Source organism: Paenibacillus phyllosphaerae, assembly GCF_014192105.1.
Lineage (GTDB): Bacteria > Bacillota > Bacilli > Paenibacillales > Paenibacillaceae > Paenibacillus_Z > Paenibacillus_Z phyllosphaerae.
The window spans coordinates 140,766-166,647 of record NZ_JACHXK010000011.1 but is presented as its reverse complement, the minus strand read 5'-3'; the positions used below and the strand labels follow the sequence as shown (position 1 = coordinate 166,647).

Genomic DNA, 25,882 nt, shown 5'->3' with positions numbered 1-25,882 from the left:
GCTAAGGAGGCAGCATTCAGCGACGCTGATTGGTTTGCCCCCCGAGGCTAAGGAGGCAGCATTCAGCGACGCTGATTGGTTTGTCTCGAGAGTTTATCAGACTAACATAGAGAGGTGCAGCAGCATGCGCTTGCTTATCCCGAAGCGTCGCTTCGGCCGAGATATCTTTAATGGTCTGCTGCTTAGCGGAGTAGGGTTAATTCTGCTCATTGCCGGCGGCCTTTATATGATCAATAAAGATTTCAAGGAATCCGTCCAGACGAATGCGCGGATCGAACGCCTGTCCGATCATCTGATGCAGCTGCGCTCGGCGATGATCGATCAGGAGACCGGACAGCGCGGCTTCGAGCTGACGGGGGACGAAGAGTTTCTGGAGCCTTATATTCTCGGGACGATGCAGTTTAACGAACTTGTCCAATTGATTAATGAAGAGAAGGATATGCCCGAGAAGTTGTACGTTGCGCTGCAGGAAGTCATCAAGCGTGCCATCTACTGGCATGATGATTACGCCCAAATCCAGGTGAGGAAGAAGCGGTTCGATCTAGGCGAGGTTTCCATCGATGAGCTCCGTGCGGGGAAGGCGAGATTCGAGGCTTTCCGCGATGCCGCTGATTACGCGGAGGAGCTGCAGCTCACGGCCAAGGAGACCGCCTTCCAGGAGCTGCAGAAGAACGTCAGCGAGAAGTTGGGCTGGTTCGGCATAACGGCCGTGCTGTTGATCTTGGCGCAGGTGGCGTTCCTGTCCCGGCGGCTGCGGCAGGATATGGAGAATTTGCATGTGCTGGCGGAGTCGGCCCGCGCTTACACGAAGCGGAATTTCGACGTTCCGGTCCCGAGGCGGAAGAAGAAGGACGACTTGGGACGGTTGATCGCCAATATCGACCAGATGCGCAGCGAGCTGAAGGAGAAATTCGGCTTGATGGCGCAGCTTGCCGATTTGGATGGTCTGACGGGCATACCGAATCGCAGATACTTAAACGAACAGCTGCCGAAGCTGGTATGCGCAGCCAAGCGCCAAGGCGTGCCGTTTAGCCTCGTTTTGTGCGATATCGACTATTTCAAGCGGTTCAACGACGAGTACGGCCATCTCGAAGGAGACCGGGTCATCAAGCATGCGGCGAAGGTGCTTCAAGATGGCAAGGTATTCTGCAGAATGGTGTCCAGGTACGGCGGGGAGGAATTCTGCCTGCTGTTGCCGGGCTGTGATCTGGACGAGGCGAGATCTGAGGCGGAACGTCTGCGGACGTTGATCGTAGAGGAGAAGCTTCCGCCGTATGCCATTACGATGAGCTTCGGGGTGTCCAGCTTACTGGCGGAAGATGACGAAGAGGGCACGCTGCTGCTCGCAAGAGCCGACAAAGCCCTCTATCAAGCGAAGGCGAATGGCCGGAATCGTGTCGAATGAAGGCGATTTTAATGGCGATGTTAGAAATACTGACATTTTTGTCATTCTATCATTGTGCATACGCCCATTTCCTGCTACTATTTTGATAAATCCATCAAACAAATAAAGGGTGATCATGCATGAAGAAATTAAAATTACTCACTGTACTTACAATCATTACCATTATTTTGGCGGCTTGTGGATCGAAAAACAATGAATCAGGCAATAGCAACAGTGCAAGCGGCGATGATGTCACTTATTTAATTGCTAGCGATGCTTCTTATGCACCGATGGAATTCATGGACAAAGACAAGATTACCGGCTTTGATATCGACTTCCTGGCGGAGGTTATGAAGGAAGCGGGCCTGAAGTATGAAGTGAAGAACGTCGGCTGGGATGCGCTGATGGAGAGCGTACGCCAAGGTACGGAATACAAAGCGGCGATCTCCGCGGTATCAATCACGGACGAGCGCCAAGAGACGTATGATTTCTCCGCGCCGTATTTCGAATCGACGAACATGATTCTGGTCAAAGAAGGCAGCGGCATCAAGAGCGCGACTGACCTGAAGGGCAAGAAAGTCGCTGTTCAACAAGGCACGACGGCCGATGATCTGATGACTGGCATTATGGGCCAAGGCAATACGGATCTGAGCCGATTCGAGAATAATGCGCTGGCGTTGATGGAGATGGACCAAGGCGGCGTTGATGCGGTCGTGGCCGACATCGCGATCGTTCGCGAATACATGAAGAACAATCCAGACAAGAACTATGAAGGCCTTCTGGATGAAACGAATTTCGTCTCGGAATTTTACGGCGTTCTGCTTCCGAAGGGAAGCGAGCTGAAAGCGAAGCTGGATCCGGCCATCAAGACGGTCATCGAGAACGGAACGTATGCGGAAGTGTACAAGAAGTGGTTCGGTGAGGAGCCTGATACGGCAGCCTTGTTGAGCGCGGAGTAGAATTTCTCGAGAGCGAAGCATGCGCATGTGAACGATACGGCGCATGCTTTTTGCATGATTGAACTTTAATACGCTACTAGAGGAAAGGATGACATGGATGGACTTTCGTTTTGATATCATCATTGATTATTTGCCTCTTATCCTGCGCGGTGCCCTCTACACGATCGGCATCTCGCTTGGCTCCATCCTGCTCGGGTCGATCCTGGGACTTGTGATCAGCCTGGGCAAAATGTCACGGCCCTGGTACTTCAGATGGCCGGCAAGTATTTATATTAACTTCTTCCGCGGCACGCCGCTGCTCGTCCAGATTTTCCTCGTCCACTTCTGCGTCGTACCGATCCTATGGGGAAAGAGCGATCCGCTCGTTGCTGCAGTCGCCGCCCTCTCGCTGAATGCAGCGGCTTATACGGCGGAGATCTACCGGGCGGGCATTATGTCGATTGACCGCGGCCAGACGGAAGCCGCTTATTCCTTGGGGATGACGCATGCGCAGGCGATGCGACTGGTCATTCTGCCGCAAGCGATTCGACGGATGGTACCGGCCTTCGGCAACGAATTCATTACGCTCGTGAAGGACTCGTCGCTCGTAGCGGTCATAGCGGCACCGGAGATCATGTACTGGAGCAAAGCGATGAGCGCACAGTACTATCGCGTATGGGAGCCATATTTGACAGCGGCGCTGATCTACTTCATCTTGACGTATCTGCTCGGCAAGCTGCTTAGTTATATGGAAAGGAAGGTGTAGCTCGTATGCCGACAGTGATCGAAGTAAGCCAGCTTAAGAAAGCATTCGGCAGCAATACGGTGCTGAAGGACGTCAGCGTGAACGTGAATGACGGAGAAGTGATGGTCGTCATCGGACCTTCTGGCTCGGGCAAATCGACGCTGCTGCGCTGTCTCAACGGCTTGGAAGAGGCGCAAGGCGGAGACATTCGAATCGAAGGCAAGTCGCTTATGGATAAGGCGACGAAGCTGACGGAAATCCGCACCGAGGTCGGCATGGTATTCCAACAGTTCAATCTGTTCCCGCATCTGACGGTTCTTGATAATATTACGCTTTCCCCTATTAAAGTAAGAAAGCAAGACCCGGAGAAGGCGCGTGCCAAAGCGATGGAGCTGCTGCGCAAGGTCGGGCTGGAGAGCAAGGCGCAGGCATTCCCGCCTTCGCTGTCAGGCGGTCAAGCGCAGCGCGTAGCGATCGCAAGGGCGCTGGCGATGGAACCGAAAATCATGCTCTTCGATGAGCCGACTTCGGCGCTTGATCCGGAGATGGTCGGCGAGGTGCTGGCCGTCATGAAGCAGCTGGCTGCCGAAGGGATGACGATGGTAGTCGTCACGCACGAGATGGGCTTCGCGCGCGAGGTCGCAGACCGGGTCGTCTTCATGGAGCAAGGCGGGATTGTCGAGGTAGGACCCCCGACGGTCATTTTCGAGAACCCGCAGCAGGATCGGACCAGAGCTTTTCTCTCGAAAGTGCTGTAGTAAGAGAAGGGGCCATAGATAGCTTACAGAATAGAAGAAATCGATATAAGTTCGAAATGGGCGCCCAGGAGGGCGTCTTTTTTTGTTGTCGCGGCACGGTGCATTGCATCCAAGTATCCACATGTCAAAAGCGGAGCGTGGGCAAGATAATCGCAAGATAAGGTGCATTGTAGGCGGATAAATGAGCGGAAATCGGCTGTTGAAGCGAAATTTATATTTGACGGTTACCTCGAGAAAGAGTTATATTACTAAATGTTTTAGTGCTAAATAATTTAGAGGTCAACAAAAGAAGGTGGGAACCATGCAGGACAAAGCCCAGCTTTTGGAGCTGCCTGCGCTTTTCAAGTGTTTCATTAAGAAGGCCACGCAGGAGTGGAAAGAGTCCACGGATCACGATTTGACGCTAACCCAATTCCGAATGTTGTACGCGTTAATGGTTGAGGGACCGGCCAAGTCGGTTGAGCTCGCCGAGCAGCTTGGGGTTACCCCCGGAGCGATAACCGGAATGGCCGACAAGATGATCGAGAAGAGTTTTGTCGTCCGCACCCGTGACGATCACGATCGACGCGTCGTCCATGTGGCAATAACCGAAGAAGGCCGTGCGCATATCGAGCGGATCCATGCCAAGCAGAATGAAGCGATGTCGGCGATCTTCACGAAGCTGCCGGATGAAGACATCGAACATTTGCGGCGGATCTTCACGCTTTTGTTAGAACGCACGAATTTGGGGAACGGATAAAGAAAACACAGCACCTTGCTACGGTCTTTGTCCACAATATAACTATGAGAGTGAGAGAGGAATCAACATGAGTCAAGCAATATCCAATACCCTACGTAAGGGACCTATAGTTGCCTCCCTGCTTATCGGGGCATTCGTCGCTTTGCTTGCCCAGACGCTGCTGAACGTCGCGTTGCCGAGCATCATGGCCGACCTGGGAGTAAGCGCGAATACGGTACAATGGCTGTCGAACGGCTATTTGCTGGTTAACGGCGTCCTGATCCCGATAACCGCTTATTTGATCGCCAAATTCCCGACGCGCAATCTGTTCCTTACGGCAGTCGGATTATTCACCATCGGCACGATCGTCTGCGCGGTCGCGCCAGGCTTCGAGACGTTGCTGATCGGCCGTCTGATTCAAGCGGCGGGCGCAGGTATTCTCATGCCGCTGATGTCTGTCGTCTTCCTTACCATCTTCCCGGTTGAAGAGCGCGGTAAAGCGATGGGCATGATGGGTCTGGCGATGATCTTCGCGCCGGCTATCGGTCCTACATTGTCGGGCTGGGTCGTGGAGCACCATTCGTGGCGCGTCCTGTTCTATATCGTACTTCCGCTTACGTTGTTCGCTCTGGTCTACGGCTTCGTTGCTATGAAGAACGTTACGCGTAACATCCAACTGAAGTTGGATTCGCTTGGTGTCATTCTCTCGACGCTCGGCTTCGGCGGTCTGCTGTATGGCTTCACCGATGCCGGCAAAGACGGCTGGGACAGCTCGATCGTTGTCACATGCCTCGTCGTCGGCGCGGTCTCGCTTATCCTGTTCGTATGGCGCGAGCTCGTTATCGACACGCCGCTGCTCGAGATTCGCGTATTCAAGTACAGCATGTACTCGCTTACGACCGTCATTAACGTCATCATCACGATGGCGATGTTCTCCGGCATGATTTTGCTCCCGATCTATCTGCAGAACATCCGCGGCTTTACGCCGCTGGAATCCGGCTTGCTGCTCCTGCCAGGTGCCATTCTGATGGGTATTATGTCGCCGATCACAGGCATTATCTTCGATAAAGTCGGCGCTCGCTGGCTTGCTGTCGTGGGACTGATCATTACAACGATTACGACGTATGAATTCAGCAAGCTGACAGCCGATACGACGTATGCCCACATGATCTTCATGTACACGCTCCGCATGTTCGGGATGTCCATGCTCATGATGCCGATCCAGACGGCGGGCATGAACCAGCTGCCGCAGCGCCTCAATGCGCACGGCTCGGCGATGTCGCAGACCCTGCGTAACGTGGCGGGTGCGCTAGGTACGGCCTTGCTCGTAACGATCATGTCCAACCATGCGGCTGACCGCGTGAAGGAATTGGTGACTGCAGGCCAAGTGGATCAAGCAGACAAAGCCGCTATGGCGCAGGTCGTGCAGCAAGCGACGATCGACGGTATCAACCATTCCTTCGTTGTGGCAACTTGGATCACGGTTGCGGCACTCGTGCTGGCATTCTTCATCCGTAAGGTGAAGCCGCATGAGGAAGGCAAGACAGCTGCAGCTACCGGTGCGGACAAAGAAGGTCAGCCGGTACCGGCGAAATAATGTTATAGGCAATAAGCCCTGACCGTTCGCAGTCGGGGCTTATTTTTTGCGATAAATTAATGTAAATCATTACCTATAAACTTATTTATAGGAACGAATCGAGATGATAATCAACATAGTTTCTATTTATTTCGACATAAATAGTCATTGGTTGACATTTATCTAGTAACCTACTAATATTTTTTATACTGTGTAAGCAATAATGACATTCAGGATAAACAGGAAGAATGAGGTGGCTGGAAGTGCGGCTGAAGTTGCGATTGAAGGACGTTGGCAAGCGTCTTAAGGTACTAAGGACCTGGGGCGATAAGGGGGTCAAGATGAGTAAGCCGGTGTTCCGGGCTGCAGCCTCCAAGTGGAAGAACGCGAATGCCCGCAAGGCAGTGAAGGACTGGACGGGCAAGCCGCGGTTTTTTCACTCGGTCGGGTTCAAATTGTTCACGACGTTCTTCGCCAGCATCGTCGCGCTTGTGCTGCTCGTTGGCGTTTTTTCGTATACATACGCCAGGAATATGCTGGAGGATAACGTCTCTGCGGCAAGCCTGCAGAGCATGATTCTCACGGGCGATAAGATCGACTCCACTTTGTTGCGGTATGAATCGCTCACCACTCAGATTCTGCTCGAGACGGAAATCAATGAGCGGGTGAAGGAGCTGTTGAGCGCAACGGACGATCAGGCGAGACTAGCGGCGGGTCAATTGCTCTCGCAGCGCCTGGAGGCCAGACTGTTCGCCGATCCGGACATGGCGGGCGTAACCTTATATACGCTGCAGGGGAACCAGTTCTTGCATCTGGGCAACGCCAGCTCCAGCGTACAATATGTCGCCGGGGAGACCTGGTTCCGCAATGCGGTCATGAACAAAGGCAAGACGGCCTGGAGCGCCTCGACGACCGGCGGAACGCCGATGGTGACGATGACCCGGCAGATCAGCGATCCGCTTACGGGCAACAGCATGTACGTCATTCAGATGGAGATGAAGTCCGAAGCGCTGGCCAAACAGTTAGCCGGGGTTAAGCTTGGCGAATCGGGCGGCTTGAAGCGGGTGATACGCGACGATCTGTCGATTGTCGCCTCCTCGGAGATGACGGAAGTGGGCAAGCACGCCGATCTGGAGATGCCGGAGACGCTCGAGGCGTCAGGTTCCTTCAATGACAAAGTACAGGGCGAGCAGATGGTGGTCATGTATTCGTCGCTAACCTCCGTGGAGGGATGGATGGTTGTCGGCAGCTTCAGCGCGGAAGAGTTGGCCGCGCAGGCGGATACGATCTTCAACGTGGTGCTGATCGCCGTTATTCTCGCTGCCGCGTTGGCCGTCACGATCGGCTGGTTCATCGTGCGTAAAGTGGCGCGTCCGCTCATGCAGATGACGGCGCTCATGAATGAAGGCGAGCGGGGCAATCTGACGGTTCGTTCGACGATTACCGGCAAGGATGAGATAGGCCGCCTCAGCATGAGCTTCAACGTCATGATGGAGAATATTACGACGCTGGTTCACCGGACGAACGATTCGGCGGTTCGCGTGTTGGAGACGGCGCAGGAGCTCGCTGAAGCCTCCAAGATGACGGCGCGCGCGGCCAAGGAAATCTCGACGGCTACCGAGGAGATTGCCGGCGGCGCAACGACGCTCGCCGTAGAGGCGGAGCGGGGCCAGTCGCTGACGGATATGATCTCGGAACGGGTCGTCCGCACGATTCACGTGAATGCGGAGATGAGCGAGTCGGCCGAAGAGGTAAGCCAAGCCAGCGGCCGTGGTACGGAAGCGATGAAGGCGCTCATCGTGCAGACCGGAGAGACGGAAGATCTGACTCGTTCCCTCGTGGAGAAGGTCGGCAAGCTTGGCGATAGCGCGAAGGCAGTCGATAAGATTACCGTGCTGCTGAACGATATTACGAAGCAGACGAACGTGCTGTCGCTCAATGCGACGATTGAGGCTTCGCGCGCAGGCGCTGCGGGCCGCGGGTTCATGGTGGTCGCCGACGAGATCCGCAAGCTGGCGGAGCAATCGAAGCAGTCGATTCAGACCGTCAGCCAGATGGCCAAACAAATACAGGCCGAGGTAGGCGAGACGGTCGACGCGTTGTCCGCCGTCTACCCGATGTTCCGTCAGCAAGCGGTATCCGTTCAAGAAGCCAATTCGATCTTCGGCAAAGTGCAGCTGCGAATGAACGAGCTGGCTGGCAAACTGTCCGAAGTTACGGAATCGGTTCAAGAGCTGGAGCATACCCAGCACCAGCTGTCGGAGACGATGAGCGGCGTCAGCGCGGTTGCGCAGCAGTCGTCGGCTTCGTCCGAAGAGGTCGCCTCGCTCGGCAGCGAGCAGCTTAGCGTCAGCGGCAACTTGGTTGATCTGGCCGATAATTTGCAGGAACTGTCGACCGATCTGAAGCGAATTTTGGAGTCGTTCAAGTTTTAGCCTATGGTACAATGGTGAGGATCTATCCAGTTCATGGAAGGGGACTCTGCCAATGAAACTTGATTTGACCGGCAAGACAGCACTCGTAACAGGAGCTACCGGCGATCTGGGCCGCGTCATGGTCCGTACGCTCGCTTCATGCGGCGCGGATATCGTGATTCATTACAATCAGAACGCGGCGAAGGCGGAAGCATTAAGGCTTGAGGTCGGCGCGCTCGGCCGCAGGGCGGTAATCGTGCAGGCGGATATTACGGATTCGGCGTCGGTGACGGCGATGAAGGATACCGTGGAGCAGACGCTGGGCGCCGTCGATATTGTCGTGGCCAACGCAGTCATTCAATACCAATGGACTTCGGTGTTGGAGCAGCCGCTCGAAGACTACACCTCGCAGTTCGAATCGTGCGTGATGCAGAGCGTCTATTTGGCCAAAGCCTTCATCCCGGGTATGATCGAGCACAAACAAGGCGGGCGGTTCATCGGAATTAACACCGAGTGCGCGATGCAGAACTTCGCGAACCAATCCGCTTATGTCGCGGGCAAACGCGGCATGGACGGGGTGTACCGGGTGCTCGCCCGCGAGGTCGGCGAACATCAGATTACGGTGAATCAGGTCGCGCCGGGGTGGACGATCAGCGACCGGGACCGCGACAACGGGACGGAGCACAGCGAGGGCTATGAGCGTACCGTTCCGTTGAAACGCAGAGGGACGGATCAAGAAATCGCCAATGCGGTCGCATTCCTGGCGTCGGATCTATCCAGCTTCATTACGGGAGCGTACATACCGGTGTCCGGCGGCAATGTCATGCCGACGATCTAGCGCTAGAGTTAGCGTAAGTAACCGAGCTGCTCCATCGAAGTTAACCTTCGATGGAGCAGCTTTTTTATTTTCTATCTTATTTTGTTCACAAATTTGTTACAATATTGCTGCGACCCGCATACACTAATAAGGAGACTGACACTTGTACAGGCACCAGACCTATCGCCTCAGGGCGATTGTAAGTATCCGTTTTAACCGCACTCTTGTAAGCGTTAACATTTTGTGTGGAGGGATAGCTATGGGAACGCGTCTACTGACCGAGCATTTGATTAAACAGCATAATCCAAATTTGAGGTATGTCCGGGTACGTACGAGCGGCATGAATAGGGCGGATATCTACGCATGGAACGAGGATTTGCATTTGTCCGCCGAGGAGCAGGCTCGGCTAGAACGGTTCGCCGGGAGTTATTTGCTGGCGCATGTCTGCTTCCATGTGAAAGCGTATTCCGATCTGCGAAGCGACCAAGTCCCGGTTCGGGACAATATTCCGGAGTTGGTGGCCGAGGCGGCCATGCGAAAGGGGCTCGATCAGTACGGTATCGTACGGGTCGTGAACGGCATGCTGCCAAGCGGGAATATCGCGTTTAGCCGGTATGAGCTGACGACGGGAACGATTTATTTTGATATGGAGAACGAAACGGCGATGACGGAGATCGAGAAGGAGCTGCTTCAGCGATACTTGCAGGAGCTCATTCCGCTCGGCGCAACCTGTAGGGTGAACTACTGCTGAGCCGTGGATCGTGCTGACGGAAATCGGGATTATCTGTTCGATTGAAAAATAACGCAGGCAGCAGCGTAATTGCTGCTTGCCCGCCATAAGCGTCAACTTAAGGCAGCCCCGGACATAAGTGTCCGGGGCTGCCTTAAGTTATTGCGGGATGCGCCTGTCTAGCTGATTGAGGTTTTCGCCAGCAGCCGCTTGATGGAGCGGTCGGATTCGCGGAGCACGATATCCTTGTCGACCGTCGCCATAATGCCGCCTTGCATGACGATGCGCCCGTCGATGATGGTCGTTTCGACATCGGCGCGCGTCGCCGAGTAGACAATCCGCGAGATCGGATCGACGTCGAAGGACGGGAACGTGTGGAAGTTGTACAGGTTCAGAATCGCGAGATCCGCCTTCTTGCCGACCTCGAGGCTGCCGATCTGGTCGGACATGCCGACCGCGCGTGCGCCGCCGATCGTTGCCATCCGGAAGACGGTCTTGGCATCCATGGTAGTCGGGCCATGGGCAGGCTTCTGGATGAGCGCGGCGAGCCGCATCTCGTTGAACATGTCGAGATTGTTGTTGCATGGCGCGCCATCTGCGCCTAAGCTGACCGACACATGCTGATGCAGCAGGTCGGGCGTGTCGGCGATGCCGGAAGCCAGCTTCAGGTTCGAGCCCGGGCAGTGGCTGACATGGACGCCGCGCTCGCGCAGAATCCGCTTCTCTTCATCGTCGAGCCAGATCGCGTGGGCAAGAATGAGCCGCTCGTTCGCAAGGCCGATATGGTCGAGGTAGACGACGTTGCGCATGCCGGTCTCGGCTTGCACGATTTCGATCTCGCCGCGATTCTCCGAGGCATGCGTATGCACCTTTACCTGGTAGGAGGCCGACAGGTCGCGTACTTCGGTCAACAGCTGCTCCGTACAAGAGATGACGAAGCGCGGGCAGAACGCATATTGGATGCGCCCGTTGTCGTGACCGTGCCATTTCTCGAGCAGATCGACGCTCTCCTGGATGGACGAGGCGGTCTCTTCCTGCAAGGCAAGCGGGGTGTCGCTGCTCTTGCGGTCCATCATCACCTTGCCGGACAATGCGCGAATGCCGCTCTGGGCGATTGCATGGAAGGCGGAGTCGGTATGGTGGACGGTCTCCATGTCGACGATGGTTGTGGTGCCGCTGGCAATCAGCTCCCCGATCCCGAGCATCGCGGAATAATAGATCGATTCCTCGTCGTGGGCGGCTTCGAGCGGCCAGATCCGTTTGCGCAGCCAGTCCATCAATTCCAGATCGTCGCCTTTGCCGCGGAACAGCGTCTGGCACAGATGGATATGCGTCTGGATGAAGCCGGGGATAATCGTACGGTTCGTCGCGTCAATGACGCGGTCCACCTGCTCGGGGTTCAGATCCGGCCCGATGGCCGCGATTCGGTCATCCTGGATCAGGATATCTCCGTAGATAATCTCCTCGCTCTGATTCATCGTAATAATCTCGGCATTCTTAATCAGTATACTGGCCATCTTCAGGTTCCTCCTTTGTTAGGTCGCTCGGCGCGAACGATTCATCGAGCGACCTCTCGAACGTTGGTCCGTGCGGCGGATTTGTCATAACGATGCTGCCTAGGGATAAGAATTCAAGCGTATCATGAGGATGAAGCAGCAAAAAAGCTACGAAAAAATACACCTGCACAGGCATACTTTTCGTAGCTAGAAATTTACGGTTTCTAAGTAGAGACCCTTAATCCGATCATTAAGGTTATACGAAAACAGAATATTCAGTTCGATTGACTGTATTTAGCATAAACTCGGTTCCTTGTTGATGTCAATATAATGTAATGAAAAATACCATACACCTCGTGTGAGCTAGAGTGATCCTCATTTTCTGTAGGAAATTGAGGCACATTAACTGACATTCCCTCCTGATTTGTCGATTCGGATCCTCTCCTACTTCAGAAATGGGTATAATATGGGGCAGAGTAGAGAGAGGGCGGGCCAGGCTGTTGCGCGGAATCGATAGCTTCATCAGCACGTTCCGCTCAAATTCACGGAGCAGGGGACAATTCGGCTGACCGTCAGCCGCGGGACGAGACTGGCCGGGGAGGAGTCCGATAGAGAGTGGTTCGCCTTCGCGGTCGAAGATACCGGCATCGGCATTCCGGAAGAGAAGCAGACGATTATTTTCGAAGCGTTCCATCAGGCGGATGGCTCCACGAGCCGGAATTATGGCGGCACAGGACTCGGTTTGTCCATCTCCAAGCAGTTCGCTTGGTTGCTCGGCGGCCATATCCATCTGGAGAGCCGGGAGGGGAGCGGCAGCCGATTCACGTTGTATTTGCCGGGGGCGAGCGAAGAGCCGGCGGTGCATGACGCGATCTAGCCGTATAAAAAAAGAGGTACTGCATGCCGTTCGCGACCAACTCGCCTTCGGCTGCAGTACCTCTTGTTGCGGTTAATGCGGCGGCAGCACGTACAGCAGCACCGCGAAGAAATGAAGCACGGAGCCGGCAAGGACGAACGTGTGCCAGACGGCGTGGTGATACGGGAAACCTCGCCAGACGTAGAAGATCGTGCCGGCCGTGTAGCTGATCCCTCCGGCGACGAGCAGCGTCAACCCCCCTGCCGGCAGACTCGCGGTCAGCGGCTTCCAGGCGAAGACGATCAGCCAGCCCATGAAGATATAGAACAGGGTCGAGGTGAACAGGAACCGCTTCGTGAAGAACGACTTGAAGATGACACCGACGAGCGCGATGCCCCAGACGAGGCCGAAGAGCGTCCAACCGAGCGGGCTGCGCAGCACGCCCAGCAGAATCGGCGTGTAGGTGCCGGCGATGAACAGGTAGATGGACGAATGGTCCATAATCTCGAACAGGTCCTTGAGCTTGCCTTCGGGGAAGCTGTGCACGAGCGTCGAGGCGGTGTAGAGCAGCAGCATGGTCGAGCCGAATATGGTGAAGCTGACGACATGCCAGGCAGTGCCGTGCAGGCTTGCGAATACGATAAGCAGGACGAGTGCGGCGACGCTAAGGATGGCGCCGATGCCATGCGTGATAGCGTTGGCGATTTCTTCCCGGCGGCTGTAAGTATAGGTGTTGGCCATTGGTAATCAACTCCTTGGGGATTGGTTTGTGTGACCGACAGGGAACGCATAATTTTGCCCAACGGATGGGTCGCGTTCCGTTAATTATCCTATGTTCGATTATAGCACAGGAGCGTGTCCGAGCCTAAAAAAGCGGGCGCTCGACAGACGCCTGCCAAATCGGACATAATGGGAGAACAATCAAGCAAGCGGGAGGGCAAGCCGAGTATGATCATCATGAACGAGAAAATAAAAGCGTCCGAAGTGCATTTGACCGGCGTGAACGGCGAGGACTTGGGCGTCGTCTCCCGGGACGAAGCGCTGGCGCTGGCCAAGAAGCTGAAGGTGGACCTGGTCTGCACGTCGCTGATGAGCAGTCCGCCGCCATGCAAGCTGATCGGCGCAGGCGCGGCGAAGATGGACGCTCAGAAGGAGAAGCTGGAACAGCGGCGCAAGGAGCAGCCTGCGAAGGTGAAGGAGATCCGGCTCACCGCGCGGATCGAGGACCACGATTACGAGACGAAGCGGGCGCAGGCGGAGAAGTTGCTCGCCTCGGGCAATGCCGTGCAGCTCGTCGTCAAACTGTCGAACAGCAAGGAAGGACAGCAGGGTCGCGAGCTGGTCGAACGGCTGTGCAAGGAGCTCGCGGCACTCGGCACGAAGGACACCGGCATTCAGGTGAGCGGCAAGCAGGTCGCGGTCAAAGTGAATCCGAAGTAGAAGCGAGTGTTAGAATACTGGCAACAATGAAAAAGCCGCCATACGCTGTATTTGTCCCGAACGGACAAGCAGCGAATGGCGGCTTTCTTCTATGTCTGTGGTCCGATCGGGAACGATGCCAGCGGATCGTACATCGGCTTCTGGCCGAGGAGACTTCGGTATAGCGTCACGTTGTCTACGCGCCAGCTTAACGGCTTGCCATTCTCATCCGTTGGCGGCTTGAGGCGGCTGAGCAGTCCGGTATCGAGCGGCACCTCGCTGTTATATTCCCGGGCCAGCGTCAGATGAGGATGGAACGCCCGGTTCTCCGGTTCGAAGCCAAGCGAGGCGGTCGCATCGCAGATTTGCGCATGCAGCTGCGTCAGGAGCTGGAAGCCGTCCCCGCCGATGCCGGCCCACAGGATGGAAGGCCGCTGCGGTCTGCCGAAGGTGCCGAGTGTTCCGAGCGTCAAGGTGAAGCTGGCTTCAGCTGCCCGGCTGGCTGCCGACTGGACAGCTTCCTGCAGTGCATCGACTTGATCGAGCTGCGTCGGCCCGAGGAATTGAAGCGTAATGTGCAGATCGTGCGGATGGACCCATTTGCGGAACGTCAGTTTCTGTTCGAGCTCGCGGCTCCACGCCGCTGCGGCGGCTTGCACGTCGGGTGCCAAGGTAACGGCAAGGAAGAGGCGGTAGGTTAAGGCTGTAGTCGTCATAGAGAGGCCCTCCGTATAGGTTAGTTAAGGGGTATTATGCCCTACTTCCGTTATCCATATGTTGGGCGTGCGTCCTCACGACCGTTCGGGCTGGCTGGCCGCTTGGGCTTGCAGCCGATAATCTTGGGGCGGCATGCCGATCCGTTTCTTGAACGCCTTGGAGAAGGAGAACAGATCGGGATACCCGACGGAACGCGCGATATCGGCGAGCTTATAGTCGGTCCGGGTCAGGAGCAGTTGGGCTTCGTTCATGCGAAGCTGCAACATATACTGCATCGGCGGTATTTCGTAACGCTTGCGGAAAGTCTTCGTAAAATGCGAGCGGTCGATGCCGACGGACGCGGCGACATGCTCGATCGTAATGCCTTCGGCGTAATGGATATCCATATATTCACGCCCCTGCTGCAGCCAGGCGGGATCAGGCGACTGATCGGCTCCGTCGTGGAGGCTAGCCGACTGAGGCATGGCGAGCAGATCGAACAGGCGATAGAACAGGTTGAGCCTGGACAAGTCCGAAAGGGCGGGTTCCGATGCCCGCGCGCGCAGCTCATGCATCGCCGCGATGGCCTCCTGACTGGCTGCGCCCGCCGCATGCGGCTGGTTCGGCGTAAGGCCGATTCTGCCCAGCAGCTGCATCGACTGCTTGCCGTCGAAGGCGAAGAACGCTTTGCTTAGCGGACGATCCGGATTCGTATAGTATTCGTGCGTTACCGCTGTCCGCGCCGTATTTTGCGGCGACATCTGCCTTCCTGTTGGTCATCGTCTGGAATGACCTCTTGTTCCCGATGCTGCTCTTGACCGGCAAGGATAAGATGACCTTGCCGCTTGCGCTGCTGCAGTTTAGAGGCGAGTACGTGACGGACTATCCGGTGCTGCTCAGCGGGGCGGTGCTGACTTCGCTGCCGCTCGTGGCGATGTTCGTGTTCCTGCAGCGTTACTTCATTACCGGGGCATTGGCGGGATCGCTGAAAGGGTAACTTTTTGGCGCTGCATAATTCAGAGTTGACGGGTAGGAATTGAAAACTCTATACTGAAATCAACAGCTCGAGCTTGCCCAATATATGGTTGAAGAATGGAGCGTGCGCATTATGCCGAATATCGTTATTTTATCCGGAAGCCCGAATGCCGTCTCAAGACTGAACGGGATTACCGCCCATGTAGAGCAGTCGCTGGCCGCCCAAGGTTTCGAAATTACGCATCTGCACGCTGCGTCGCTGCCGGCGGAGGACCTGGTGCTGGCGCGCTGGGACAGCCCGGCGATTATTGAAGCGAACCGGATCATCGCCGAAGCCGATGCCGTCATTATCGCAAGCCCGGTCTATAAGGCCGCTTACACGGGCGTATTGAAGACTTTCTTGGACCTTCTCCCGCAAAAAGGCCTCGAGGGCAAAGTCGTTCTGCCGCTCTTCATCGGCGGTACGATCGCGCACTTGCTGACGATCGACTACGCGCTGAAGCCGGTCCTGTCGGCGCTGTATACCCGCCATATCGAGTCCGGCGTATTCGCGGTCGACACGCAAGTAGCGAAGAAGGAAGACGGATCGTTCGAAGTGGCCGAAGAGCTGGCTGCGCGTCTGGACGCTGCGGTAGCCTCGTTCGTGCAGGCAGTCAATCTTTTCGCCGCGAAGTAAGCGAAGCGCCATCATACCTATACCAAAAACCTCCGCGTCTCACAGGTTGTCTGTGAAACGCGGAGGTTTTTTTGGTATGCGTTATAGGACAGAGAAGTAGGCGCGCGATTCGTGAATAAGAACATCCGGATTCGCTTCGAACCCTGTGCCATAGGGCGACTGTAGGGATCCGATGGGAGTCGGCCAATTCACGCCGTCTTCGACCAGACAGCCGCCAAGATGGCTGCTGCACAGCTGCAGCGCCGTTCGGCCGGGGCCGATCAACTGGCCGGGATCGATGACCGGCGTGCCGCCGTTCAAGTATTCCGTATGGACCGCTTGAAGGAGTTTCATCAAGCCGGTCGCCACTTGCGGGTATGCGTCCTCTTGCAGTTCGGCAGCGGTGACTGGCGAAGCTGCTAGGGCCGAAGTGCCGAGCTGGACGCGGATCGGCGATGGCCGATCAACACCGGCTGCCAGCAGATTACGTGGCTGGACGGATGGCACAGAGGTGAGCGGCAGGCCAGGCAAGCGCAGCTGCCGAGCTTCCAGATCATGCAGCGCATCCAGAATAAGATCCGATTTGACCTCGCCCCATGCCGCACGGTTGCGCAGCGCCTGTTCCTTTATCTCGGCGGCCGTCAATCCGCGCAGATCCAGCAGATAATACGCCCAGCGAATGAAATCGAAGCCGCCGCGGCTTTCGGACATGTAACATTCGCTCCAGCCGCTGGTTCCGTCGCATGTGACCCGCAGCAACCCGAAGCGGCGCTTCGGCTGCCCCTCTCCTCCGATATCGAATCCGAATAATTCTATTCCGGATATTCGTTCCATCATGATGCCAGCACTCCTTTATATCCTTGCCAATGAAGCTGCCCGGCAAGACGATCCGGCAGCAGCCTCAAGCTATCCTTAAATCGATTGCGATTTGTACGATTACCGTGTGAAGCAGCTATTCCGATCTTACGCCTTCTCGCTCTTTTTGTAAAACGATTCAAGCAGGTTGGGGGGCCTACTTACTCAAAATGCGCATATGGACCTGTTTCTTCCCCTCGGCCGATCGGGATAGATGCAAAAAACGGCAGATGGAAGGGTAATTTCATCCAGTGGTTCTTCAGTAGGATGTTAACAACCATTTTTAGTCAAATATTCGACAAAAATAGCCTTTAAAAGTAGAATTATTTAACTTTATTCGAGACTAGAGGTCTTAAACTTGGTATCATTTAGTATATTAATAGTCTTTTAGTACTAAACGATTATGGAGGGGAAAGATTTTGAATGGCCGTCATCTACGGCGCCTTACAGCCGTCTTCGGGGCGGTGCTGCTCTATGTCCTCATGGCCATATCGGGCAGCAGCGTGCATGCCGAAGGAAGTAAGGAAATGGTTCAGAACGGCGGGTATCGTCCGCATCTGGAATGGTATCCGAGCGGGAGAACGCTGGGCATTCCGCGTACGACGGTGCTCTATGTGTACGCGAAGCAGGGCGAGACGATTAATCTCGGCTCCAGCGTATACAACTCGTACATAAGCGGAGAGGATATTCTGGCGATTGACCCGGCCGGCGTAAGCCACAAGCTGGACGTCCTGAACACGGGGGCCAAGAATGGCTATATCGCTAACGTTGCTCAGGAAAGCGCGGGGCCCTCGCCGAATACGGGAGGCTATACGCCGCTTCAGCTGACAGCCGCAACGGACGGCTGGTGGACGGTCAACTTCCATGGAACGAAGGAATCGGGGAATAATCCTACGGCGATCACGGCGTCGACAAACTGGGCCGGTACGCAGGATACTGCGACTGTTGCAGCCTGGGACGTCACCGTCAGAGGAACGGACGGAAGTGACAAGAAGGGGCGGATGTACACGTATTCGCTTGCCCTGAACGTTGGCTCCAATAGCGTAGGCATCAATTCCAAGTTGTATGTCCTTACGAAAGATGGCTTCTTGTACGCGACGGATACGAACGGCATGGATCCGTTCGGATTTATCTTCTTCTCGAACAATCGGGGGTATCTCGACAAAGCTACCGGCAGAACGCTTTATCATTCCGTGCCTCAGACGGCGGTAGGCAACAGCGTTGCGGTACAGGATCCGACCGCGGCCGATACGGGTACGGATGCGACGCACCGCGTCTTCTTCAACGAGCCGTCGGCGGACTTGCCGAGCGATATCCTGCGGACGCCGGAGGCGCTGCTCGCGCCTACGAACTTCGGATTTACCGATCCGAACGGACTGGGGCCCGTGACCAAGACAGGCGCGGGAGGCACGTTCTCTTTCACGCTCGGCAAACGTTCCTCGTACCAGCTCATTATCGATGATAATCACGATAACATCTACAACGTGAAGACCGATACGGTCATCGAGAGCGCCGGGCAAGCCGGATTGAACGTCGTTACATGGGACGGAAAGAACCGTTCCGGCGTCCAGATGCCGGAAGGGGCTTACACCGCCCAACTGATGGTCAAGGGCGGCGAGTATCACTTCCCGTTGCTGGATGTCGAGAATGCGGCAAGCGGGATTAAGATTATGCGGCTCAATGCACCGCCGGCGCTGCCGATGGGCAGTACCGGCATGGTCTACTATAACGACGAAAGCTTCACGACCTCGAGCGGCACCGTCATTGATATCCCAAGCGTGACGGGCGAGACGAACCCGCGCAATGCGAGCGATGGCCTGGACAGCACCTCCACCGGCAGACGCGGGTTCAGCAATAACTTCGGCAATGATCGCGCGATGGATACGTGGACGTATTACCCCGGACCGACGACGAATGTGACCTTCTACATCACGGACGGCTCGGTGACGGGTCAGGTCTACAATGATGCGGATTTTGACGGGAACAAGGATACTGGCGAGAACGGCATTCCGGGCGCTACGCTTTCGATCACCGACGCAGCCGGGATCCGTACCGTAACGACCGATGCTTCGGGAGCGTATTTGGCGCCTGTCGTCAAAGGGCAAGTAACGGTTGCCGTCGATGAAGCGTCCAGTAGTACGCTTGCGGGGCTTCAGGAAACCTCCGGGCAGACGAGCCGGACGGTAACGGTGTCCGCGGCGACCCCTGTGACCATCCCATCGTTCGGGTACGGCTACCGCACGAAGGTGGACATCCTTACGCCGGCGGATGGGGCGACGGTCAATACAGGCCAACCGACATTGACCGGAACGTCTGATACGAATGCTACGGTGACGATAATCGCCGACGGCGTGACCCTAGGGACGGCCACGGCGAATGGATCGGGCAATTGGAGCTTTACGGTGCCGGCTTCGAAGGAGCTGGCGGACGGCGATTATATATTCGAAGCGGAGGTGACGGGCGGCAGCGGTACGGTGAATGATTCGATAGACCTTACCGTTGATGCTTCTACCTATGTGACGATCCAGTCGCCAAGCACCGGCACGACCGTGCAGACTGGACCGGCTTCAGTCTCGGGAACTGCCGAACCCGGCGCCACATTGACTTTGACCGTATCGGGAAGCAACGGAACGCAGACGCTGACCAGCTTCACCGTCGATGCCAGCGGCAACTGGAGCTACACGCTGACCCCGCAGCAGCAGCTTGGGGCGGGAACGTTTACCTTCCAGGCGAATGTAACGGACGGGGCCGGCAACCAAGACTCGGACAGCACGGTCATTACCGTCGATAACAGCACGTACGTTACGATTGATTCGCCTAGCGACAATGCGGTGCTCAGGGACCGTACGCCTGATGTCTCGGGGACAGCCGAGCCGGGCGCGACGCTCACGTTAACGGTGACGGACGATCAAGGCACGCGGACATTAACGACATTAACCGTCGGTCCGGGCGGTACGTGGAGCTACACGCTTACCGATGCGCAAGCGTTGACGGAGGGAGCGCATACGTTCAAGGCGGAAGCAGAGGATGCAATCGGCAATACGGCTTCGGACAGCACGCCGGTTAAGGTCGATGATTCGACGGCCGTGGACATCGTTGTACCGGCGAATGGGGCTGTGACGAATGATTCGACGCCGGCAGTATCCGGTACGGCTGAACCCGGCGTGACGCTGACGCTCAGTCTAGTGAAAGCAAGCGGCAATGAGTCGTTAACGACCCTAACCGTCGCGCAGGACGGCAACTGGAGTTATACGTTGACGGCCAGTCAAGCGCTGGCAAACGGCGCTTACACGTTCCGCGCCGATGTCGTGGACGCGGCAGGCAATACGGCAAACGACACGGCGAGCATGACGATCGATGACAGCACGTTCGTGACGATTCAAGTCCCGGCAGCTGGCACGGTAACGAAGGATCGCACGCCGGTAGTATCCGGCACGGCCGAGCCGGGCGTCACGCTTACGCTCAGCCTGATGAAGGCGGGCGGCAATGAAACGTTAACGACACTAACGGTCGGCAATGACGGCAAGTGGAGCTACACATTGACTACCGCGCAACAATTAGCGGACGGCGACCATGTGTTCCGCGCCGATGTGGTGGACGAAGCGGGTAATACGGCAAATGACACGACGAACATTACAATCGATAACAGCACGTCCGTCATGATTCAAGAGCCTGTCGACGGCACGATAACGAAGGATTGTACGCCAGTTGTATCGGGTACGGCCGAGCCAGGCGTGACGCTTACGCTCAGCCTGGTGAAGGCAGGCGGCGATGAAGTGCTGACGACGCTGACGATCGGCAATGACGGCAAGTGGAGCTATACGCTGACTAGCGGGCAGGAACTGGCCGATGGAGATCATATCCTGAAGGCAGTTGTAGAGGATGAAGCGGGTAATACGGCATCCGATACGTCGACGATTACGGTGGACAATGGAACGATCGTTACGATTCAGGTGCCGGCGGATGGTCTCGTAACCAAAGACGCCACACCGGTCGTATCCGGCGTTGCTGAGCCAGGGGTGGAACTGACGCTTAGCTTAGTGAAGGCGGGCGGGCTCGAAACCTTAACGACCTTAACGGTCGGCAATGATGGCAAATGGAGTTATACCCTGACAGCGGGGCAAACCTTGGCGGACGGCCCTCATACCTTCCAGGCGGATGTAGAGGATGAAGCGGGCAATGCCGCATCGGACACGACATCAATCCAAGTGGATATGGGTACGACTGTGAAGATTCAAGTGCCGGCTGACAACTCGGTGCAAAAGGATGCTACCCCGACGGTGTCGGGCACGGCAGAGTCGGGCGCAACGTTGACGCTAACCGTAACGGATAGCGGTGGCACGACAACGTTAACGACATTAACGGTCGGCGCGGGCGGCGAATGGAGCTACACGTTGACCGAAGCGCAGAAGCTTGACGACGGGACATACACCTTCAAGGCGTCTGTCGTGGATGAAGCGGGCAACACGGCTTCCGATCAAACGCGTCTTACCGTAGACAATGCAACATCGGTTACGATTCAAGTGCCGAGCGAGGGACTGATCACGAAGGATCGTACGCCGGTCGTATCCGGTATCGCCGAGCCAGGCGTATCCTTGACGCTGAGTCTGGTGAAGACGGGCGGCCATGAAACGTTAACGACGTTAACGGTGGGCAACGATGGCCAATGGAGCTACACCCTGACGACGGGACAATCGCTTGCCGATGGCGCTCATGCCTTCCGGGCGGATGTCGTGGATGAGGCGGGCAACACAGCCTCCGATACAACGAATATTACCGTCGATAATGACACGCGGGTCGACATTGAAGTTCCTGCGGACGGCGCATGGCTGCGCGATCGCACGCCGGTTGTCTCCGGTACGGCGGAGCCGGGCGTGACGTTGACGCTGCGTCTGGTGAAAGCAAGCGGCAATGTGACGTTAACGACGTTGACCGTCAATCAAGCGGGCACTTGGACGTATACGTTGACGGAGGCGCAAGCTTTGGCGGACGGCGCCCATACGTTCCGCGCAGATGTCGTGGATGAAGCGGGTAATACCGCTTCGGACTCCCACCAGGTGAAGGTGGACGACGGCACAACGGTCGATATTGTGGTGCCGTCAGCCGGCAAGGTGCTGACGGATCTGACACCTGTTGTATCCGGAACGGCAGAACCGGGAGTTACGCTTGCACTAGGCGTATATGGTACGAATGAAAGCGCGGCAGTAACCTTGACGACGCTCACGGTGCCGGCTAACGGCGAGTGGAGCTACACGTTGACCGAAGCGCAGAAGCTTGCGGCTGGCGATTATACGTTCAAGGCTGACGTAGAGGACGAAGCGGGCAATACCGCCGTGGATCGCACGACGATCGCAGTGGGCATCGAAGCGGTGCTGAAGCTTACGGCGGTGCCTTCCGTCGTGGTCGGCGACGGCATCTCCACGACGAAGCTGACGGCGCTACTGACCGACAAAGACGGAGATCCGATTGCAGGCGTCCGCGTTGATTTCGCGACGGAAGCCGGCACTTTGTCCAGCGCATCGGCGATTACGGATGCAGACGGCAAAGCATCGGTGATGCTGACGTCGCCGAACTTAAGCTCGACCGTAGAGGTTGTCAAACAGGTGAGCGCAGACGTTAACGATACATCGCGCCATCTCGCGGCGCACGATCAGATCGAGATTACGTTCCAGCCGGCCATGATTAAAGGCACGGTGGTCGATCTTCGTACGGGCGCGCCATTGGCTGGCGCGAAGGTAACCATTACCGAAGATTTTGACCATGATGGCAAGACAGATTACGTGTACGAAGCGACGACGGATGCTAATGGCAATTATGCGATTCCCGTGCCGCGAGGCAATTATACGTATACCGTTGTCGTAGAGGCAGAAATTCAAGTGAACGGCTACCCCGTTCCGATGACATTCACGCAAGAGGCAGCCGTAGAGACGCTGAACGGCTCCGGCGAGACGGTCGAACCGGACAAGAAAGCGGTCGGGCGCTTCATGGCGGTCGATCCGGCGACGAATGCGCCGGTATCGCTCGAGACGCTGATCCCCGCGCTTAACGACAGTCAATCGGGCGTCAAGCTCAAGGCCGTTGTCGAGAACGATTCGACCGTTCAAGCCACGATCAAGCCGGACGGCACGTTCGAGATTACCGGCGTTGAGAAGGGCAAGGATTACGAGGTTCTGCTGCAGGTTACGACAAGCGACGGCCTCACGCTGGCCGGTCAACGGGTGAAAGTGCATGTCAACAGTGACGGCGAGATGGCCTTCCAACTTGGCCTCATTGACCCGTACGGCATCGTAACGGATAAGGACGGCAAGGCGATCGAAGGGGTCAAAGTGGTGCTCTACTGGGCCGACACCCCGAATAACCGATTGGCGGGCCGTACGCCCAATACGCCGGTGAATCTGCCGGAGCTGCTCGGCTTCGCGCCGAACGATAACCATAATCCGCAGTGGACGGACGCGACGGGTTCCTATGCGTGGATGGTATTCGCTTATGGCGATTACTACATCGTTGCGACCAAGAGCGGTTATAAAACTTATGACAGCCGCGACGAGAAACGGACCGTTCCTGTTCAACCGGGCGAGGACAGCGAGATCGAAGCGGGTATTATCAAAGTGCGGACGAGCATCGTCCATTATGATTTCACCATGCAGAAATCTACTCCGCCAGCGGTGATCGTAACGCCTTCTGAGCCGGAAGTTGAGACGCCGGAGGTCGAGACGTCTGAGCCTGAAGTTACGACGGTTACGCACTTCGGCTATATGCGCGGCTATGCGGAGGACGGCGAATTCAAACCGAATCGCTCATTAAGCCGTGCGGAGCTGGCGGCGATCATCGCCCGCTTGCTGGAATCGTCGAAGCCGGATGTAACTTCCCCGCCGTACTTGGATGTACCGGCCAAACATTGGGCCGCGACCTACATCGAGGTCGTGCGCCGCAGAGGCATCATGAATGGCGTGGACGGCGGACTGTTCAAGCCGGAGCAAGAAGTGACGCGCGCCGAGATGGCCGTCATCATCGCTCGCCTTCGCGGGCTGACGGCGACGGGACAACCGGTGCCGCTCTCGGACGTAGCCTCCAGCTGGGCAAGCAAGGAGATTGCGGCCGTGTATGAATCGGGCCTCATGAAGGGAATGCCGGACGGCACCTTCTCGCCGAATGCCAAGCTGACGCGCGCCGAAGCGATCACGATTATGAACCGCATGCTTGGCCGCGGGCCGCTCAACGGGGTTATGACCTCGACTTGGCCGGACGTGTCCGAAAGCTATTGGGCGTTCCTGGATATTGAAGAGGGCTCGCGTTCCCATGAGTCCACGATTGATGAGAATGGCGTAGAGACGTTCAGCAAGTATGTGGACGTTCCTACCTGGTAAGGAAAAAGGCTTGTGCGCCGTCGTAAAGACGGTTCACAAGCCTTTTTTGTTAGGAGCGGGGCATTCCGGATTACAGATGCGACTCACCGGTCAAGTAGTTGTGGAACGGATGGTCGACCCAGAAGTTGTAGGAGACGATCTTCGCGTCCGGATTCAGCTTCTTGAAGCCTTCGGAGACTGCCTCGGCATCCTTGGTCAGCGAGAAGGACTGGGCGTACACGGAGCCGCTGCCGATCAGCTTGTTGTTCGTGATGATATCGTAATCCGCCAGCTCCGTATTGGAGTAGTAGAGCGGCTGCCACCAGGAACCGCTGATCAGCCCTTGCACATCCTCGCTGTTCTTCTTCGCATACTGGAGGATGACCGGCTGGAACCGCGCCTTGTCTGCGGCGGAATCGAACTCGAAGGCGATATCGTATTCTTTCGCCGAGGCGATGTAGTTGCCGTTATCGAGCTTCTTGTACTGATAGTCGGACGACGGTTCCGGCTCGCCCCATTCGATCAGATGGACGAACGCCGAGGTTTTCGGCTCGAACTGGACTTTCGCGTGAATGCCTTCGCTGCGCAGCAGGCCGATCAGCTGGATGGCATGCTTGAGGTCGGAATGGCCGTAGGTAATGGCCAGCGAATCGACGAAATTGGCGTCATAGCGGCTGTCCTTCAGGTTGTAGCCGGTGACCAACCCCTGCTGCAGCGCGCCGTCTACGACGGACTCCAACTCGCCGCCGTCAATAATGTCCGAAGTGCGGTAAGCATCGGTCAGCTTGGCGTAAATGTCGAAGTCGCTCGTCTCGCCGATATAGTGCTTATACAAGCCTTGCGTCTCGAGCACGCGGCCGAGCAGTTTGGCGGCGAATCCTGCCGAAGCCGGCGCTCCCGGAGTCAGCTGGCCGTAGTCGGCCGGCTCGACCAATCCGGTGTCGATCGCCGCGGCGATCTCTTGGGCGGCGGTGAGCGATCCGAGCTGGGTGGCAGTCAGTTTGGCGCGCTTCAGCGCTGCCGCGACTTTGTCGGCGGGATAGGTGTAGGCCAGTTCCTTCAACTCGGCCGCTTTGACAGCGAGGAATACCGCTTGGAGGGCGGATAGCCGCTGCTCAGCCAGTACGGATTTGGACTGGATGATCCCTTTGTTGTAGAGCGCGCTGGCAGCCGGAGCGACCGGGCTGGATGAGGCCAAGTCGGTGAATGCGACGGCGTCTGCGCTATCGGACGTCAGCTGCAGAGCTTGAGCGATGGCGATGATGAAGGCGCCGCGCGTCGGCGCGGTGCCGAACGTAATGCCGAGCTTGCTGCTCAGGAACAGCGCGTAATTCTCGGTCGATGCCGCAGCGGTCGACTGGTTAGCCTGAGCGGCGACGGCTGCCGGTGCGGCCGCGGCCAGTGCCGGCGCGGGAATTGCGGCGAGCAGGGATAGGGAAAGGGTCGCGGCGAGCGCTTTCTTCGAGCGAAGGAACGAGTGAGCCATTAGACAGGCCTCCTGAAT

Annotated in this window: 19 protein-coding genes, 1 pseudogene and 1 riboswitch; of the genes and pseudogenes, 14 read left to right on the top strand and 6 right to left on the bottom strand. The window is 56.6% G+C overall.

The annotated features are described in order from the left end of the window. The first annotated feature begins 124 nt into the window (after positions 1 to 124). The 9 genes from FHS18_RS21530 (at position 125) to FHS18_RS21490 (ending at position 10,101) form a co-directional block, all read left to right on the top strand. Positions 125 to 1,405, top strand: coding sequence for a GGDEF domain-containing protein (locus FHS18_RS21530; RefSeq protein ID WP_183602441.1), 1,281 nt, complete (start codon positions 125 to 127; stop codon positions 1,403 to 1,405). 119 nt (positions 1,406 to 1,524) lie between these two features. After that, a complete protein-coding gene (locus tag FHS18_RS21525; protein WP_183602440.1) occupies positions 1,525 to 2,343 on the top strand; it encodes a basic amino acid ABC transporter substrate-binding protein in 819 nt (272 codons plus the stop codon). Between the two features lie 97 nt (positions 2,344 to 2,440). Further along, entirely contained in the window at positions 2,441 to 3,088 is a 648-nt protein-coding gene (locus FHS18_RS21520; protein ID WP_183602439.1) for an amino acid ABC transporter permease, read from the top strand. Positions 3,089 to 3,102: 14 nt separating this feature from the next. After that, positions 3,103 to 3,825, top strand: coding sequence for an ATP-binding cassette domain-containing protein (locus tag FHS18_RS21515; protein WP_183602481.1), 723 nt, complete (start codon positions 3,103 to 3,105; stop codon positions 3,823 to 3,825). A gap of 301 nt (positions 3,826 to 4,126) precedes the next feature. Next, entirely contained in the window at positions 4,127 to 4,564 is a 438-nt protein-coding gene (locus FHS18_RS21510) for a MarR family winged helix-turn-helix transcriptional regulator (RefSeq protein WP_183602437.1), read from the top strand. 67 nt (positions 4,565 to 4,631) lie between these two features. Beyond that, positions 4,632 to 6,140 carry a DHA2 family efflux MFS transporter permease subunit gene (locus tag FHS18_RS21505; RefSeq protein ID WP_183602435.1) on the top strand — a complete coding sequence of 503 codons (1,509 nt, stop codon included), beginning with the start codon at positions 4,632 to 4,634 and terminating at the stop codon, positions 6,138 to 6,140. Positions 6,141 to 6,460: 320 nt separating this feature from the next. Continuing rightward, on the top strand, positions 6,461 to 8,554 hold the full coding sequence (locus FHS18_RS21500; protein ID WP_183602434.1) for a methyl-accepting chemotaxis protein: 2,094 nt from the start codon (positions 6,461 to 6,463) through the stop codon (positions 8,552 to 8,554). Positions 8,555 to 8,606: 52 nt separating this feature from the next. Continuing rightward, on the top strand, positions 8,607 to 9,371 hold the full coding sequence (locus tag FHS18_RS21495) for an SDR family NAD(P)-dependent oxidoreductase (RefSeq protein WP_183602432.1): 765 nt from the start codon (positions 8,607 to 8,609) through the stop codon (positions 9,369 to 9,371). 238 nt (positions 9,372 to 9,609) lie between these two features. After that, the gene (locus FHS18_RS21490) at positions 9,610 to 10,101 is read left to right on the top strand and encodes a hypothetical protein (RefSeq protein ID WP_183602430.1); all 492 of its coding nucleotides are present in this window, start codon (positions 9,610 to 9,612) and stop codon (positions 10,099 to 10,101) included. A 158-nt stretch (positions 10,102 to 10,259) separates the two neighbouring features. On the opposite strand, the gene FHS18_RS21485 is transcribed toward FHS18_RS21490, so the two are convergent. Beyond that, a complete protein-coding gene (locus tag FHS18_RS21485; protein ID WP_183602429.1) occupies positions 10,260 to 11,597 on the bottom strand; it encodes a 5'-deoxyadenosine deaminase in 1,338 nt (445 codons plus the stop codon). 163 nt (positions 11,598 to 11,760) lie between these two features. After that, positions 11,761 to 11,860, bottom strand: a riboswitch (purine riboswitch). Between the two features lie 266 nt (positions 11,861 to 12,126). Here FHS18_RS21485 and FHS18_RS21480 point away from each other — a divergent pair. Continuing rightward, positions 12,127 to 12,453, top strand: a pseudogene (locus tag FHS18_RS21480) (ATP-binding protein); the annotation flags it as partial. A 72-nt stretch (positions 12,454 to 12,525) separates the two neighbouring features. Here the strand turns inward: FHS18_RS21480 and trhA are convergent. Continuing rightward, positions 12,526 to 13,173: a PAQR family membrane homeostasis protein TrhA gene (gene trhA, locus FHS18_RS21475; RefSeq protein ID WP_183602427.1), complete on the bottom strand. Its 648-nt coding sequence runs from the start codon at positions 13,171 to 13,173 to the stop codon at positions 12,526 to 12,528. Between the two features lie 207 nt (positions 13,174 to 13,380). On the opposite strand from trhA, the gene infC reads away from it, so the two are divergent. Then, positions 13,381 to 13,872, top strand: coding sequence for a translation initiation factor IF-3 (gene infC, locus FHS18_RS21470; protein WP_183602425.1), 492 nt, complete (start codon positions 13,381 to 13,383; stop codon positions 13,870 to 13,872). A gap of 89 nt (positions 13,873 to 13,961) precedes the next feature. Here the strand turns inward: infC and thpR are convergent, their stop codons facing one another. Further along, entirely contained in the window at positions 13,962 to 14,567 is a 606-nt protein-coding gene (gene thpR, locus FHS18_RS21465) for an RNA 2',3'-cyclic phosphodiesterase (RefSeq protein ID WP_183602423.1), read from the bottom strand. Positions 14,568 to 14,642: 75 nt separating this feature from the next. Then, complete coding sequence (locus tag FHS18_RS21460; protein ID WP_183602421.1) at positions 14,643 to 15,308, bottom strand: helix-turn-helix transcriptional regulator; 666 nt, start codon at positions 15,306 to 15,308, stop codon at positions 14,643 to 14,645. Positions 15,309 to 15,319: 11 nt separating this feature from the next. Between FHS18_RS21460 and FHS18_RS21455 the strand changes: the two genes are divergently transcribed. Both FHS18_RS21455 and ssuE read left to right on the top strand, forming a co-directional pair. Further along, positions 15,320 to 15,544 (top strand): ABC transporter permease family protein, encoded by a 225-nt coding sequence (locus tag FHS18_RS21455; protein WP_246427817.1) that lies wholly within the window; start codon positions 15,320 to 15,322, stop codon positions 15,542 to 15,544. Between the two features lie 111 nt (positions 15,545 to 15,655). Then, positions 15,656 to 16,198: an NADPH-dependent FMN reductase gene (ssuE, locus tag FHS18_RS21450; protein WP_183602420.1), complete on the top strand. Its 543-nt coding sequence runs from the start codon at positions 15,656 to 15,658 to the stop codon at positions 16,196 to 16,198. Positions 16,199 to 16,279: 81 nt separating this feature from the next. Here ssuE and FHS18_RS21445 read toward each other — a convergent pair whose 3' ends face one another. Next, the gene (locus FHS18_RS21445; RefSeq protein WP_183602418.1) at positions 16,280 to 17,014 is read right to left on the bottom strand and encodes a hypothetical protein; all 735 of its coding nucleotides are present in this window, start codon (positions 17,012 to 17,014) and stop codon (positions 16,280 to 16,282) included. Between the two features lie 437 nt (positions 17,015 to 17,451). Here FHS18_RS21445 and FHS18_RS21440 point away from each other — a divergent pair, with 437 nt between their 5' ends. Continuing rightward, positions 17,452 to 24,399 (top strand): Ig-like domain-containing protein, encoded by a 6,948-nt coding sequence (locus tag FHS18_RS21440; protein ID WP_183602416.1) that lies wholly within the window; start codon positions 17,452 to 17,454, stop codon positions 24,397 to 24,399. 70 nt (positions 24,400 to 24,469) lie between these two features. Here FHS18_RS21440 and FHS18_RS21435 read toward each other — a convergent pair whose 3' ends face one another. Beyond that, a complete protein-coding gene (locus tag FHS18_RS21435) occupies positions 24,470 to 25,864 on the bottom strand; it encodes a hypothetical protein (RefSeq protein WP_183602414.1) in 1,395 nt (464 codons plus the stop codon). Positions 25,865 to 25,882: the final 18 nt, after the last annotated feature.

Bases quoted from the DNA above. Each gene is read 5' to 3' on its own strand.
- FHS18_RS21505 (WP_183602435.1), top strand. From the start codon at position 4,632: ATGAGTCAAGCAATATCCAATACCCTACGTAAGGGACCTATAGTTGCC.
- FHS18_RS21435 (WP_183602414.1), bottom strand. From the start codon at position 25,864: ATGGCTCACTCGTTCCTTCGCTCGAAGAAAGCGCTCGCCGCGACCCTT.
- FHS18_RS21490 (WP_183602430.1), top strand. From the start codon at position 9,610: ATGGGAACGCGTCTACTGACCGAGCATTTGATTAAACAGCATAATCCA.
- FHS18_RS21520 (WP_183602439.1), top strand. From the start codon at position 2,441: ATGGACTTTCGTTTTGATATCATCATTGATTATTTGCCTCTTATCCTG.
- FHS18_RS21530 (WP_183602441.1), top strand. From the start codon at position 125: ATGCGCTTGCTTATCCCGAAGCGTCGCTTCGGCCGAGATATCTTTAAT.
- FHS18_RS21525 (WP_183602440.1), top strand. From the start codon at position 1,525: ATGAAGAAATTAAAATTACTCACTGTACTTACAATCATTACCATTATT.
- infC (WP_183602425.1), top strand. From the start codon at position 13,381: ATGATCATCATGAACGAGAAAATAAAAGCGTCCGAAGTGCATTTGACC.
- FHS18_RS21460 (WP_183602421.1), bottom strand. From the start codon at position 15,308: ATGTCGCCGCAAAATACGGCGCGGACAGCGGTAACGCACGAATACTAT.
- FHS18_RS21485 (WP_183602429.1), bottom strand. From the start codon at position 11,597: ATGGCCAGTATACTGATTAAGAATGCCGAGATTATTACGATGAATCAG.
- ssuE (WP_183602420.1), top strand. From the start codon at position 15,656: ATGCCGAATATCGTTATTTTATCCGGAAGCCCGAATGCCGTCTCAAGA.
- FHS18_RS21510 (WP_183602437.1), top strand. From the start codon at position 4,127: ATGCAGGACAAAGCCCAGCTTTTGGAGCTGCCTGCGCTTTTCAAGTGT.
- trhA (WP_183602427.1), bottom strand. From the start codon at position 13,173: ATGGCCAACACCTATACTTACAGCCGCCGGGAAGAAATCGCCAACGCT.
- FHS18_RS21500 (WP_183602434.1), top strand. From the start codon at position 6,461: ATGAGTAAGCCGGTGTTCCGGGCTGCAGCCTCCAAGTGGAAGAACGCG.
- FHS18_RS21445 (WP_183602418.1), bottom strand. From the start codon at position 17,014: ATGATGGAACGAATATCCGGAATAGAATTATTCGGATTCGATATCGGA.
- FHS18_RS21495 (WP_183602432.1), top strand. From the start codon at position 8,607: ATGAAACTTGATTTGACCGGCAAGACAGCACTCGTAACAGGAGCTACC.
- thpR (WP_183602423.1), bottom strand. From the start codon at position 14,567: ATGACGACTACAGCCTTAACCTACCGCCTCTTCCTTGCCGTTACCTTG.